The following is a 14,715-nucleotide window of genomic DNA, read 5'->3' on the forward strand; positions in this document are numbered from 1 at the left end:
TCTAGTGAGGTTCTTTGATCATTAGTATATACTTATATGAAGAGGTAAACATTTTGAAGACACTTATTTTCAAAAATATTATTCTTGATATAAAAAGCGATCTATATATTTATCGAACTGAATCTCCTTTATACAACTGTACCTCTAGTAATTCATGCCTTTCCCCTATTTTTATAGGGTCATCACCTTCTTTATTTTTTAAATGTCTATCGAAAAAAGAAGTTACCAGTTCTGTGGTAATTTTCATTCCCAATTTAGGCTCAATTGGTCCAGTTCCTGCAATCGATCGTATCGGAATCATAAAAGGAATATCCATAAAATTTGGATGACCCGATTTAAGTAATTTACTTTTATAAAAATAATCAGTACTCTTGTTTGCATAAACATGAGAATTAATATCCTGATGTTCCGCTGGCCAATCTGCAGAAATATATAAGAATGGTTTGTGGTAAATAGTATCCATCATTTCGCCCCACTGAATTCCATCAATATTGGCAGCGGCTTTTATTCTATTATCTGTTATTGTTGCTTGACCAGCTGCACCACCTCCACGAGAATGGCCAAAAACTCCAATTTTATCCAAGTCTAGTCTATCTTTAAAAAAACCGTTATCGTTGCAATTTTCTAGTATATCTATTACAGAAACCAAATCATTAGACCATCTCTTTACTATTTTAGTCACAACATAATCTTTAGAAGCCTCTCTAATTATTCTATGACGCTCGTCAAAAGGAATATCCTGTAAAAAGGCATTCTTTATCGGCGTAATATGTTCCATAGATCCCGCATCTTCTCTTGACTGATAGTCATAATCGAAAAACTTCATAGTCCCATCAGGAAACGTAGTTCCTAAACTTTCATAGGTATGTGTAACGTTTATAATAATATATCCGTGACTTGCAATTTCTGTCAATAAAGAATAATAACCAGAGGACATTGAACCATAACCAGGAGAAAAAATCAAAACAGGAAACGTTTCTTTTTCAATAGGTACATCTGGATAAACATCTGTTTTAATACGATCTAGATAATTTATTGTAAATGGAGGTAAAACTCCCATGCTATATTTTTTAATGAAACCTATCCGGTTTGCATCATCAATATATGTTTCCCTTTTTACATCAGAAATATGTTTTGTAGGATACCATACCTTAACCATCAACTCTCGTTTATCTAAAGAATCTTTAGTTATCAACTCCTCTCGATCCGTCTGTATATGTATCCATTTACTTCCCACAGAATAAGCTCCAGTTGGTTCTGGTAGTGAAAAAACTGGAAGTACTATTGGTGAAATCCAACCAACAATCAATAACATTATTAAACTTGAATACCCCAAACCTCTAACGAATGTTAATTTAAAAGGCTTATTTATATTGACTACGTACATTCTACACATCAAGATTAAGACTAGAAAATATCCAGGAATCATTTGCCAACGCCAGCCTTCAACACTAAGATGTAAGATCAATACAACCCATATTGAAATTATCCAATACTTCTTAGGGATTACTTTCATGGACTGACGCTTTACAAATGGTAAAACTGTTACTATAATTAATAATATAATCTCGAAAACTCTCATTTCTTAAAGGCTAAACATTTATATATTACAAGATTCCTAAAATAATTCTAACATTAACTTTTAGGCGATAAACGACTTATTTAGCTCCTTTTTCTCCCCTTTTAGTGCTTTCAAAATTAAACTGTCCAATAAAATTTAAAACTAAAACATTAGTTCAAACTAAATATTTAGTTTATATTAGCGTTCTCAAACTAAGATTTTAGTTTGAATTTCAAAAAAAGAAACGTATGAAACAGTTAACCAAAGCAGAAGAAGATATTATGAAAATCTTATGGGGTTTACATGAAGGTAGTGTTCAAGAAGTTCTTGAACAATTACCAGAACCAAAACCTGCATACAATACTGTTTCCACAATTGTAAGAATCTTGGAAGATAAAGGCTTTGTTAATTATAGAAAAGAAGGAAGAATCCATATTTATATTCCTCTTGTTAAAAAAACAGAGTATAGCAACCAAAGCATTAACAAGTTAATTGACGGATATTTTCAGGGATCTTTTAAGAGTATGGTTTCATTTTTTATGAAGAAAAATGACATTAGCATTTCAGAAATGGAAGCAGCAATGAGAGAAATTAATAAAGAAGAAGAGTAATATGATACATTATATACTACAAATCATAGCATTTCAACTGCTTTTTTTAGTAACCTATGATCTATTTCTAAAAAAAGAAACATTTTTTAACTGGAATCGAGCTTATCTCCTTATAACTCCAATTTTAAGCTTTCTACTTCCACTGATTCGATTAGATTTCATAAGACAACGTATCCCAACAGCATACAATATACAATTACCAGAAGTGCTTATTACAGATTCTCCAATGCAGGTACATCTTCTACCCGAAGTAGTAATCGGATCCGGAAGTGGATTATCAAATTACCTATCTCTAATACCAATCTTTGGATATTTATGGTATTTAGGGATCGCAGCCAGTTTGTTTTTATTTATTTATAAAATTTTCAAAATATTTAAATTAAGAAGGTCAGGAACTAAAATAAACGCCAAAAAAATCACCCTTGTTTCTTTACCAAATACTAATACTGCGTTTTCTTTTTTTAATACGATTTATATAGGAAGTGATCTTTCGGAAATAAAGAAAACTAATGTGATTGTACATGAGAAAATTCACGTAAAAGAATACCATTCTATAGACCTTATTTTCTTTGAGATATTACGAATTCTATTTTGGTTTAACCCACTAGTATACATATATCAGAATAGAATGGCCATGTTACAGGAATACATAGCAGATGCTAAAGCTATAGCCGAAACTAACAAAAAAGAATACTATCAGGATCTACTATCTCAGGTTTTCCAAACAGAAAAAATTTCATTTATTAATACATTTTTCAATCATTCATTAATTAAAAATCGACTTGTTATGTTACAAAAATCAAAATCAAGAAAAATCTTTCAATTAAAGTATCTATTATTAGTGCCTGTAGTTTGTATGATGCTAGTATACACTTCATGCACAGAAGATGCAAATGCTCAATCAATTCAAAATTCAGAAAATATAGATTCTTCAAAGAGTCTTTTGATACAGAAAATAGAGGCCGTAAAAGAGCAGATAGCTGTTCAAGGTAATGTAAGTCCCGAAGAAGAAAAAGCTTTAAAAGTGTTATCCGCTTTGGTGAGTGGTGATATTTCAAACGAACAATACAAAGATATAACAGATGCTTTAGAAATACCTTTTGGAGTTATAGAGAAGGTTCCTGTCTATCCTGGTTGTGAGAATCTATCACAGACAGAAGCAAAAAAATGTTTTTCTAAAAATGTTTCACAACTAGTTGGCAGTCAATTTAATATAAAACTTGGAAAAACATTAGGTCTTAAGGGTCGTCAAAAAATTAAAGTAAAATTCAAAATTGACAACAAAGGTAATATTGTTGATATTGCAGCAAGAGCTTCTCTACCACAATTAGAAACTGAAGCAATACGCGTTATTAATCAATTACCTAAGATGACACCAGGAGTTCAGGATGGAGTCAATGTTAGTGTAATGTATTCTTTGCCCATAGTTTTTGACATAAAAGAATAATAATCTCATCATCAATCAAAATTAAAGGGCTGGTTATCTAAAAAGCTAACCAGCCCTTTTTATTGCCAACATTTTCAACTCATATTAGCGTTCGAAACCTTTCTCTACAGCTAGAATAACATTAAAAGTTCCATTCTCCTTATTAACAATTACTGGATATTTACCTGCTTTTACTACATTACCCTGTAATCCTAATTCTTTAGAGGTTTCTGCATTAAGAAGAAGATCTTCTTCTATTCTAAAAACATCTCCATCTATAAGCCCCTCTTGTTCATAAACTTGTAATCCCGCTATTCTTTCGTTTAACGCAAAAGGAATTGCTCCTTCTCTTGGGTTAATATCCAATTCCAGTTTATCTCTAAATGAAACAAAATCTCTTGGATCTAGTTTTTCATAAATTATCCAAGGATCAAAAATATCAATCCAACAAGGCACAAACCAACATGGGTCATATATAAGATCTGGAATACAGATTTTATAAATTTCACATATTCCTGGAAATTGTTTATAACATTTACCTTGAAATTTCAGACCATTTTCTATCAGGTAAAAACACCTGCCGGATCGTTTACTTTCGGTTTCTATCAAATTATTAACTTCTGTTGATTCTACTTCGGTTTTTTCTTCTATAGTTTCTCTTTCACAAGCGTAGAATACCCCAATGGTTATTGCTACCACTAAAAAAAATACTTTTTTCATATTATTTGGTTTTAAGATTAGAATAAAAAGTCCCCATGACAATTGGGCGTTGGCATTCCAATTGCTATGGGGAAATATGAAGCTAAAGTAAAGTCTATTTAGACGTAATACACGGGGCATTTAACTGTTTATCAATAAGTTAATTGCCTAATAATATTATAAAAGTGAAGTTTATGAAACTAAGACTCCTCGCTGCTCCATCACTGGCAGCTCCTGAAAAGCGTTTTCATTAATAGTGTTTTCTCTAAAGATATATTTTTTATCGTACATTTTTCCATCTCCAAAGAACGTTACAGAGAATTCATTATTCATGGTGAACAACTCTTCTTGAATCATTTCGATTTTAGCAGATGATTTAGCCATTACGTTTCCTAAATCATGTCTTAACAATGAGGTTTTTCTTTCAGTATCGTATCCTTTCGTTACTACTAATACTGTTTCGATAGAAATATCTTTATCATTAATGATATATGAATTCCATTCATCATCGCCAGATTCTTCATTCCATTCCTTGACAACGGCAATGTAGACATTTTCTACAACTGGTATTTCAATATCCTTTTTCAATTATAACGCCGATTTAAATTGTTCTAGAAAACGTACATCGTTTTCACTTAACATTCTTATATCAGAAACCCCATATAATAATAGTGCTATACGATCGATTCCCATACCAAAAGCAAATCCACTATACTCCTCAGGATCAATATTACAATTTTTTAATACATTAGGATCTACCATTCCACAACCCATAATCTCTAACCAACCCGTTCCTTTGGTCATTTTATAATCTGTTTCGGTTTCTAATCCCCAATACACATCTACCTCAGCACTTGGCTCGGTAAAAGGAAAGTATGATGGACGTAATCTAATCTTAGATTTCCCAAACATTTCTGTAGTGAAATATTGTAATGTTTGCTTAAGATCCGCAAACGAAACATCTTTATCAATATATAACCCTTCTACTTGATGGAAGAAACAATGAGATCTAGCAGAAATTGCTTCATTACGATATACTCTTCCTGGAGAAATAGTTCTTATTGGTGGTTTATTCTCTTCCATATACCGTACCTGAACAGAAGAAGTATGTGTACGCAACAAAATATCAGGATCCGTTTGAATAAAAAACGTGTCCTGCATATCACGTGCTGGATGATATTCTGGTAAATTAAGTGCTGTAAAATTATGCCAATCATCTTCAATTTCTGGCCCTTCACTTACATTAAATCCAATACGTGAAAATATATCTATAATTTGATTCTTTACTAAAGAAATTGGATGACGTGATCCTAAAGCAATAGGTTCTGATGGACGTGTTAAATCTCCATATACACCTTTTTCTTCATCTTTAGATTCTAACTCGTCCTTTAAAGATTCAACCTTTTGTTTTACTTTATTCTGAAGATTATTAATCGTTTGACCAAATTCCTTTTTCTGATCATTAGCGACGTTTTTAAACTCTTCAAAATAATCTTTAATAATCCCTTTTCGGCCTAAAAATTTTATTCTAAATACTTCAACTTCTTCTTTGGTCTTAGCAGTGAAATCCTCAACTTCCGAGATATACTCTTTAATCTTATCGATCATGATCTTTTTCTTAATAGAGGCGCAAATTTAACGAAATAAAATTATAAAAAAACGCCTTCTTTTCAGAAAGCGTTTATGGTTTAAATAAAATAATATTTTAGTTTAAATCTGCTTCAAAAATCTTGAATGTATAATCATTTTCAAAACCTGTGATCACATATAATTTATTTCTTACGACTGTAAGTTGTCTAAATCCTCCAAAAACAGGAGTATCTAGTTCAAAATCAACTTCTTCAAAAGAATTATCTTGTGTATTAAAGACTCCAAGAAACCCATTAAGCTCATCTATTTGACCATCATCATTATTATCGACCCAAATGCTTCCTCCAACACAAATAAGGTTTTGATATCTCCCTGTAAATGTATCATTTACAAGTTTTGTCATCGTTAAATTATCCCACTCATTTGTATACAGATCGTATATCAAAATATCATCAGACCCGATAATATTATCAAAAAGGTTGTCCTGTCCTCCGAAAATATATAATTTATTATCTAAAATTTCTCCATCGGCCCAAAGCTTCTCCTTTGGCATACTTGTTACCTCAGAAAACTGATTTGTTAATGTATTAAATTTGTAAAGCTTATCAGAAACACCTTCAAACAAACTTCCTACAATAAAAATATCATCCCCAATTGTAGCAGTACCGTGTCTCGAAAATGAAGGATCATGTTCATATATTGTGGGTGATTCTAACATATCAGTGTCATATACATTTATTGAATTACTAGATACAGAGACTAATCTGTTATTAATAATCTCCAATTCCTTAGTCGCAAATCCAGAAGGTTGGCAACTAATATTAATATCAAATTCTTTTGTATCTATGTCAAAACTTATAATATCCTCTTCTCTAAACTCACATCCTTCTGTAAAGACTTCTCCTCTTCTGGATATGTATAATTTATTATTTGCATTAGATCCGGTAAATCCCAAAGTATTAGCAACACCTGGAAGATTTGATAGTGTATACTCTGCAACTTCCTTAAAGATTAAAGATTCCGGAATTATCGGTAAATCTGTTTCCAAAACCGGGCTTAGTGTAATTTCCAAAAATACACCTGTAGCCACTTCAATTTTTCCTGTTATAGAATTATCAGTTACAATAAAATCTGATAAACCATTAAATCCGCTAAATGTATTTGGGTTTCCTTCTGGAATTTCGATACCCAACACTAATTCATCTTCGTATTTATCCATATAAATATCCTCCAAAGATGTGGCATTCCAGTTAACGGCTTCTCTTTGTTTCCAGATTACCGATGCATTTTCATTCGTTACATTAGGATTATCTTTTATTTCATTTGAAAAAATAAACACATCATCCTTAATATTATACTCATCAGAAACATCTAGAGAACCTGATTTACCCGGTGTTGTAATAATCGCCGTCTCGATACGCCAAGGTTTTTGTGAGTTGCTTGTAAGTATTTCGATAGTTGTATTGATATCACCCGTTTCATTGGTTGGATTTGCATCATCATCAGATCCACAAGAAATCATTAAAACGATTAAAGTTAGGTTAAGATAAGAAAGGAACTTATTCATTTTCAGTTTATTTTGGGTTTATAAAGTCGCAAAAATAAATAAATAAATAAAAACTTATAATAATTACTATTAATACCTAATAGATGCACGTACTAAGTTATCTTTATAAACAAATAGCATCAAAAAGAAAACCGATATTCCTCCAAATAGATGCCATAACCAATGTGTTCCCATATATAAAAAATCTGTTTTCCAGAATTTATCTGCACTTCTAAAACTTACTGCTATGACAAAAAACACAAAGGCCAACATAATCATTTCTTTATGTCTACCTTTTGTTTTTATCAGATATAAGACGATAGGCAATAACACGGTAATTGCAGTAATTACATACCCTAATGAAATTCTAACAACTGATGGGATTGGCAACATTCTCACAGCAAAGGAGACCCCAAAAATTAGAATAAATACCAATACTCTTTTCCACCAAACTTTGTATAATTTAAAAATGAAATAAAAAACAGCAGACATGCATAATATCATTATTGGCATCCAATCCATAAATAACCATATCTGATGGCTTCTAGTACCATGAAAAAGTGTTCCTCCAATAAAACCTATAGTAAGAATTGGCAAGCTGAAAGCCAAAAACAAGTGTTGCTTTGTAGCTTTATATACTCTTATAGAGAAATAAATGATTACAAACAGAAAAACAAGATTGCTAATTGTATTAAAAGGTTCTACAGGTAATCTACCCATAATGGTTTCCTGATAAATTGGACCACTATCATTGGGAATATTGAGGTCATTGATACTAGTAAGAAGCATATTTTCTTTTTGTATTAAAGTTAAAAAAAAAATACACTTCAAAAAGAATATTAACTATTGAAGATCAGTGACATGGGTTTTTACGAAATATATTCACTTGTCAAGAAATAGCTGACTATTGCTTCTTTCATAAGCACTGATTGTTCTCCAGCTTTAAGATTAGGCAATTGTTCTTTTACAATATAATGTGGCCATCCCTCTTCATCAAAATAATCAAAATCATAATATCCATAGGGTTCTAATAATCGACATATTGCAATATGCATCAAATCCAGTTTTTCATCTTTCTTAAATTTACGATGAACCTGACCCAATTCCTGCACTCCAATTAAATAGATGATTGCATCAAGATCCAATGTATCTCCATCTGCAAACTGATTGGATAACTTAGTAACCAATTCTTCCCATCTTTCCTTTAACTTCTCATCTCTCGCCATATGGTGGTAAAAATAATACTTACTTTAAAATTAAAACATATCCTCTAGGATTATTATTTTATTTCTTTTGATTAAGAAAAATTCCTACACACATGTAATTAGATGATTATTAATAGGAACTTTAGATTAATATGATCTTTTCACGTCAAATTAAACCATTTAAGCACCATATTTTAAAAGTAAATATTCCGCAAATTGATGTTTTTACAAATTTTAAAATGTTAATAAAAATGTTAAAAAAACCTACTTAATAAGGCTTGGAAATAAAATATGGACGTTGAAAATTATTTTAACATTATTTTAACATTTGTTTACTCTTGTTTACTTTAGGGCTTTACAGGTGATTTATAAAGATATTTTTAACTGAAAATTCCCTGAAAAACTAAACTTTAACAGCTGCGGAGAAACCGTATTAATAAGGGTGAAAGTCTGTACACAAATCTTGCTGCATTGTGATTACCTTGCATATACCCTAGCAAATCAGCAAACTCATTTAACATTAATACTAAACATATAATTTAAATTTCTCCGGTCGGAAAAATTTAAATTATATGTTGTAAAAAATTCGTACATAGTAAAAAATAACCCCGCGATTGTAAAACTTTGGAGAGTACACAAAAGCGAGGTCTAGTATAACGATCAATAAAAATCAATCATTATGAGGAAAAATCTTCCCTGTATTTACTACCCGAAGGTCATCTTTTCAAAACAAATTTCCTTTAATAAAGGAAAGGACACATCATTTTATCCTATCATCATCTTTATAAACGATAATATGGTAACAAATATTATAATTTATAAAACCCTGAAACACCTAGTCAAAGTATACTTTTCGAATTTACGCTTTTTTTTTATCAAAAGATATTCTGGCATACACGAACATAGTCTAGAATAAATTTATGATCATCTAATAACGATAAAACTATAATCACATATAGTAATTGCTTGCTATTGATGATGATATGCACTTAAAATTCTAGAAGAAACTATTCGCTCAGGTTTATATTTTATAAATGGTATTTCTACCTGATTTTGCTTCTAAAATTTACAAAAAAATTAAATACGCCCTTTTCGTATTCAAGTTTTTTTGCTAGAACCATTTATCCACATTCCCAATTCTGCATCCATGAAAAATATAACAGCTATTCTGCTTACACTTACCCTTTTCGCATCTTGTACTTACGAAGATGATTCTGCTCCATTACATATAGAACAAATATTTGTTGATAATCCTGATGAAACCATAATTCTAGATATCATCTACGTTTTGCCTAGTAAGTCTACCAATAAGTCTATTTACAGTCTTAATGAATCTGACTTTATCAAAAATCTAAATGGTTCGTATTTTAATCGTTATAATATAGGTTTAAAATTGGGGCAGGTTAAGACGATGATAAATGATGAACTGTATGACCTTAGAGATAATAGAAATTCAGAGTCAAGGGTCTTTTTGCAAGAAACACAGGAACATTACAATCAAAAAAGACTAACTGCTTACATCATAAAAAGAGCAAATACTATTGCTATTGCAGGTATAGGCAAAGATCAACGAATCCTTATTACTGATGAATTTTTAAATCAATCAACAGTTCCTCATGAAATAGGTCATGCATTAGGTTTATTTCATTTTGAAGAGGAAGGCAATCTAATGAGTCTTATAAGACCATATTTGAGAAAAGAGTTTACAGATGCACAAGTAAGTAGAATGAAAGAACGTATTAACAAAATCAATTCTTTATAGGCTCTTATTTAGGTGCAAACCTTAAAACTCCCACAATATGCCAACCCCAGCATATTGATTTCTATAATTCCTGAATGATCTTGCATCAATATCACTATAGTTAGTGCTTCTGATTCTAGAAAACATAGTAGCAGTAATAGAAAAACCGCTACCTATCTTATGTGCTCCATCTAATTGAAAATTTGAATATTCATACTTTAGGTCTTCCCCAATAAGTCCATCAGTATTTCTAGCTTCAATATCTGTATAGTTTCTTGTGATGAAAGAAAAGCTTCCTTTGATTTTTGTCTTGTCATTGTCATATTTTATAGCAATTCCTGGTCCGAACTGATTGAATCCTGAGCGATTGGTAGAGTTATCAATTCTCACATAATAGGCAAAATTTGGTTTGATTTCTAATCGCTTACTAAAAGGAAGTTTGTAATACAAAGTCCCTTTTAGATAATCCCAGTCTCTTTCTCCATCCGATTCAATCTCACTAGCATTAAATGTATCATAGCGCCTCTTTTTTGCATAAACAGTTACCCCTAACTTATGTTTTAACTTATTAACCTTAAAAGACTGAACCGAAGAAAATTGAACTCCAAATTCACTATACTGCAAATCCCGAACACCAAAGGCATCAAAATTTCTAAAATTATAAAACCCTTCGACCGCAAGTTCATTATTTCTAAATGGTACAAATTTTACCCCTAAAGTTCCTCCATAATTGGTATATCCTAAAGGGTTAATGAGAACGTCCTGATCACCTCCAAGCCCTTCTCTATTCATTCTTATAAATCTTGCTTCAGCAAACAAAGTTGTTTCTCTGCTAAACTTATAATCATATTTGGCATTTACATTCAAACTCCAATAGCTATCATCAGAATTCTCATAAAATATTCGTGAAAAAGGATTTGCAGACACTCTGAATCTATTTTTATTCCATGTATAACGGTATTTATAATCCAATTCTAGATCCTGATAAAAACTACTAGATATCAAATCATCTTTTGTCAATACAATACCGCCTGTTCTTATTTCATCAGGGCTTCTAAAATAATTATATTCATAGCCAGCTTGTGTTTCTACTTTGAACATATTTTTACTTTGCCCATATGACACAATACTTGTCAGTGCCAGCAGGATCGTTATTGAGATTTTCGTTGTATTCATATTTATTATTTTTCCCTTATTATTTATTCGTTTTTTCTTCAATTGCTTTTTTTAGGCCTTGTTTATTCACTAATTGTATTCCTAATCCCGGACGCACATTTATTTCCATTATTTGTGGCCCTTTATTTTTATCAATTACAATATCAATTCCGAGGTAATCCAAAGGGAAAACCTTTGCTGTTTCAATTGATATTTCCAATATTTCTTTCCAATAAGGAATAGGAACATCCTTTATCACAAATTCACTATCCGGATGATGATCAAAATAGTTTTTGCCATCATATACCTCTGTCAATGTTCCTTTGTCCAAATCCACTCCAATACCCACTCCATTTTGATGAAGATTTGCTTTACCATCTGATCTGTCAGTAGGCATTCTTAACATTCCCATTAGTGGAGTATTATTAAGAGTAATAATTCTAAAATCGGGTACACCTTGTGGGTATATTTCATGGAAAAACGGATGGGGTTCTATACACTCTTCTACCAAAACTCTATCGTGAGAACCTAGAGAAAAGAATCCCATAATAGTAGCAGCCATATGCTGAAATATCTGTCGCTCTGTAATTATTTTTCCACTGCTTGTCCAATTACCTTCTGCATTTTTTTTAATAATTTTAATACCTCCACCACCACATCCATTTGCAGGTTTTATAGCCATTGCATCGTATTTCTTGCAAGCTTCCCAAGCTTTTTTAATATCACTGTTGTATTCTATTACAGCATATGTATCTGCACAAGGAATATCATATTGATGTAATATTTCTTTTGTCAAAACTTTATCATCCGCAAGTGGATAATGTTTTTTAGCATTATTAGGATAGATCAGTTTAATATTTCTTTCGTTTAAACCAATTACGTTTGAGCTTTTCCGTGGTTTTATTTTTAGAATTGTTGACAACATAGTTTTTAAGATTTTTTAGACATTAAATACCTATTCATCGGCTTTTAATTAATAAGCACGAAAAATTCCGGGTACTGTAATTAACTATTGATTAACTAAATAATGGTTTGAATCGGTAGAACTCCACCCATCTAATACCTATGTATCTTCCTAGTAATATTGAAGACGTGATAATTAATAGAATAATCTCTGGGAAGATTATTAATATAGATGGTAATGCCTTCCAGGATAATAATCCAAAACAGATAGTAGTGGCTAATAAAGTTTGAAACAACTTATCGATTGCCATTTTGTAACCATCTTCTACCGTTGCACGGGAAAATCGTTCTGCAGCTATTGTTAAAATAATAGTTGGAAAAAAGGTCAATGTGGTAAGCCAAGTGATGTTATATTTTAGGCCTATAATGGCAGCAATAATAATTAATCCAACCATAATTGTAAGAGAAACAACCAATTTAGGTGTGTACAATAATCCTATTTTATCAAAAGGATAAGAGATCAATCCTACCAATAATATCAATCCAACAAATAATATAATTCCGGATAAGTACCCTATATGTAATAGAGAAAATGCAATCAAAACAGGAAGAAAAATTCCAAACGTTTTTACGCCTACTACATTTCTTAAAAAGGCAACTAATAAACCTCCAAGTGGCAATAATAATAGAAGATTTAACGATGATTTTGGCATTATACCTCCTTCTACAAGTCCCCAAAGAGAAATCCCAGATAATGCACGAATTTCTTCAGAATTCATCTTTAAAAAAGCAATATGATTTATTTCCTTTATTTGATATGTATAATCAAACTGAATTCCTGGAGTATGTGTTATTAAGAATTCATCTCCCTGATAAATTTCTAAATAATTAGATGGTAAGTATGCAAAGTGACCATTCAAAGTGTCAAAAGGAACCCAAGTATCATTAATAAGTACTTCTGCCCACACATGAGATGTTCTTTTATTAGAATTTTTTGCAATAATTCCCCCTTTAATTCTAGCAGGATATCCCAGGTTTCGGGATAGCGCAACAAATAATCTACTTTTCCCATTACAGGATGCCTTGTTTTGCTTGATTGTAGTTAACGCATCTGTCAAAGTAATAATTGGTGCTGAAGGAATCGCTGATACATAGTCAAAAACATTCTTAATGACTTCTTTATCATCTTTAGCTTTCTGAACAAGTCCTTTTGCTAATTCACTTATCGACGCATCATCTGATTGGATATTCAGTGTAGGTTCTAAATATTTTTTATAGATATCCGAAACCTTTATAAAGGTTTTAGGGATAATATAACTCTGATCTTTGCCCTCAAAAGTGAATTCGTAGTTTACAGAGTGATACGCATTTCCATTCGCTGTATTCCAAATAGCTCTTACATTTTCATTTTTCTCTTCCCTTTTCTTAAAATGTAAAGTGCTATCTGCTTTTATGTTTCCTTCAGAAATTCTTTGTCTCGAGTTATCTTTGGGAATAAATGTTTTTACATAAGTGTCTTTATCTCCCGACTTAAAAAAATAAGCATAATTTACCTTATACACTTTATCTGGATTAAAGTCATCATAATTATTTACTATTGGTTTTAATTTAAGTCCAATAGAGATAACTGCTACAAGAGTGATTAAGATAACTATAGTTCTAAGATTTGTTTTGGAATTCATAATGAGTTATTTTTGGCTGTATAACCGGGCATAAGAAAAATACCCTACCCCGACTTGAAAAAAAATATTTCTTTTATGAGTGCGTCTCCCAAATCCGTTTGTGAACAACCTGTATTCAATGAATTGTTTAAAACGCATGCCAAAACCATTAGAAATCATATTTATTACAAATGTGGAGATCCAGATCAAGCCGAAGATATTATGCAAGAAGCTTTTATTCGATTATGGAATAATTGTAAAAAAATCATCTTAGAAAAAGCAAGAGCATTTTTATATAAAGCATCTACCAATTTATTTCTCAATCAAGTCGAACATCAAAAAGTACGATTAGCATATTCTAAGTTATCTCATCGAGATAGGAATCATGAATCTCCTGATTTTATATTAGAAGAGAAAGAGTTTATGATAAAGTTACAGAATGCGATAGCAGATCTTACTGAAGCACAACGAGAAGTATTTTTATTAAATCGTATTGATAAAAAAACATACAACGAAATAGCCGAAATGCTGGGCATTTCTGTAAAAGCAGTAGAAAAGAGAATGCATAATGCTCTTAAAAAATTAAGGAAGATCATAAAAAATATTTGATTAGGGTA

14 protein-coding genes are annotated in these 14,715 nt (G+C 31.2%); 4 read left to right on the forward strand and 10 right to left on the reverse strand.

What is annotated here, in order from left to right; all coding sequences use genetic code 11:
• Window positions 1-109 precede the first annotated feature (109 nt).
• The gene (locus Q0975_RS04420; protein ID WP_299433663.1) at window positions 110-1,516 is read right to left on the reverse strand and encodes a hypothetical protein; all 1,407 of its coding nucleotides are present in this window, start codon (window positions 1,514-1,516) and stop codon (window positions 110-112) included.
• Between the two features lie 293 nt (window positions 1,517-1,809).
• On the opposite strand from Q0975_RS04420, the gene Q0975_RS04425 reads away from it, so the two are divergent.
• Together Q0975_RS04425 and Q0975_RS04430 are read left to right on the forward strand one after the other, a co-directional pair.
• Window positions 1,810-2,172 (forward strand): BlaI/MecI/CopY family transcriptional regulator, encoded by a 363-nt coding sequence (locus Q0975_RS04425; protein ID WP_299433666.1) that lies wholly within the window; start codon window positions 1,810-1,812, stop codon window positions 2,170-2,172.
• Window position 2,173: 1 nt separating this feature from the next.
• Entirely contained in the window at window positions 2,174-3,619 is a 1,446-nt protein-coding gene (locus Q0975_RS04430) for a M56 family metallopeptidase (RefSeq protein ID WP_299433669.1), read from the forward strand.
• Window positions 3,620-3,703: 84 nt separating this feature from the next.
• On the opposite strand, the gene Q0975_RS04435 is transcribed toward Q0975_RS04430, so the two are convergent.
• The 6 genes from Q0975_RS04435 to Q0975_RS04460 all read right to left on the reverse strand — a co-directional run bounded on the left by Q0975_RS04435 (window position 3,704) and on the right by Q0975_RS04460 (window position 8,659).
• Window positions 3,704-4,318 carry a hypothetical protein gene (locus Q0975_RS04435; RefSeq protein ID WP_299433672.1) on the reverse strand — a complete coding sequence of 205 codons (615 nt, stop codon included), beginning with the start codon at window positions 4,316-4,318 and terminating at the stop codon, window positions 3,704-3,706.
• Window positions 4,319-4,489: 171 nt separating this feature from the next.
• Window positions 4,490-4,885, reverse strand: a complete 396-nt coding sequence (locus Q0975_RS04440; protein WP_299433675.1) for a hypothetical protein — start codon at window positions 4,883-4,885, stop codon at window positions 4,490-4,492.
• Entirely contained in the window at window positions 4,886-5,905 is a 1,020-nt protein-coding gene (pheS, locus tag Q0975_RS04445) for a phenylalanine--tRNA ligase subunit alpha (RefSeq protein ID WP_299433678.1), read from the reverse strand. It lies immediately after the preceding gene.
• A gap of 97 nt (window positions 5,906-6,002) precedes the next feature.
• The gene (locus tag Q0975_RS04450) at window positions 6,003-7,454 is read right to left on the reverse strand and encodes a hypothetical protein (RefSeq protein ID WP_299433681.1); all 1,452 of its coding nucleotides are present in this window, start codon (window positions 7,452-7,454) and stop codon (window positions 6,003-6,005) included.
• A gap of 69 nt (window positions 7,455-7,523) precedes the next feature.
• The gene (locus tag Q0975_RS04455; protein ID WP_299433684.1) at window positions 7,524-8,222 is read right to left on the reverse strand and encodes a ceramidase domain-containing protein; all 699 of its coding nucleotides are present in this window, start codon (window positions 8,220-8,222) and stop codon (window positions 7,524-7,526) included.
• An 80-nt stretch (window positions 8,223-8,302) separates the two neighbouring features.
• Entirely contained in the window at window positions 8,303-8,659 is a 357-nt protein-coding gene (locus tag Q0975_RS04460; protein ID WP_299433687.1) for a hypothetical protein, read from the reverse strand.
• Window positions 8,660-9,785: 1,126 nt separating this feature from the next.
• Between Q0975_RS04460 and Q0975_RS04465 the strand changes: the two genes are divergently transcribed.
• Entirely contained in the window at window positions 9,786-10,400 is a 615-nt protein-coding gene (locus Q0975_RS04465; protein WP_299433689.1) for a hypothetical protein, read from the forward strand.
• A gap of 21 nt (window positions 10,401-10,421) precedes the next feature.
• Here the strand turns inward: Q0975_RS04465 and Q0975_RS04470 are convergent, their stop codons facing one another.
• The 3 genes from Q0975_RS04470 to Q0975_RS04480 form a co-directional block, all read right to left on the reverse strand.
• Window positions 10,422-11,555, reverse strand: a complete 1,134-nt coding sequence (locus Q0975_RS04470) for a hypothetical protein (protein ID WP_299433691.1) — start codon at window positions 11,553-11,555, stop codon at window positions 10,422-10,424.
• A 19-nt stretch (window positions 11,556-11,574) separates the two neighbouring features.
• Complete coding sequence (locus tag Q0975_RS04475; protein WP_299433694.1) at window positions 11,575-12,459, reverse strand: sugar-transfer associated ATP-grasp domain-containing protein; 885 nt, start codon at window positions 12,457-12,459, stop codon at window positions 11,575-11,577.
• Window positions 12,460-12,550: 91 nt separating this feature from the next.
• Window positions 12,551-14,119: a 7TM domain-containing protein gene (locus Q0975_RS04480; protein WP_299433697.1), complete on the reverse strand. Its 1,569-nt coding sequence runs from the start codon at window positions 14,117-14,119 to the stop codon at window positions 12,551-12,553.
• A 75-nt stretch (window positions 14,120-14,194) separates the two neighbouring features.
• Here Q0975_RS04480 and Q0975_RS04485 point away from each other — a divergent pair, with 75 nt between their 5' ends.
• Window positions 14,195-14,707 carry an RNA polymerase sigma factor gene (locus tag Q0975_RS04485; RefSeq protein WP_299433700.1) on the forward strand — a complete coding sequence of 171 codons (513 nt, stop codon included), beginning with the start codon at window positions 14,195-14,197 and terminating at the stop codon, window positions 14,705-14,707.
• The last annotated feature ends 8 nt before the right edge of the window (window positions 14,708-14,715 follow it).

Source organism: uncultured Aquimarina sp., from assembly GCF_947500065.1.
In the GTDB taxonomy this organism is placed as follows: Bacteria; Bacteroidota; Bacteroidia; order Flavobacteriales; family Flavobacteriaceae; genus Aquimarina.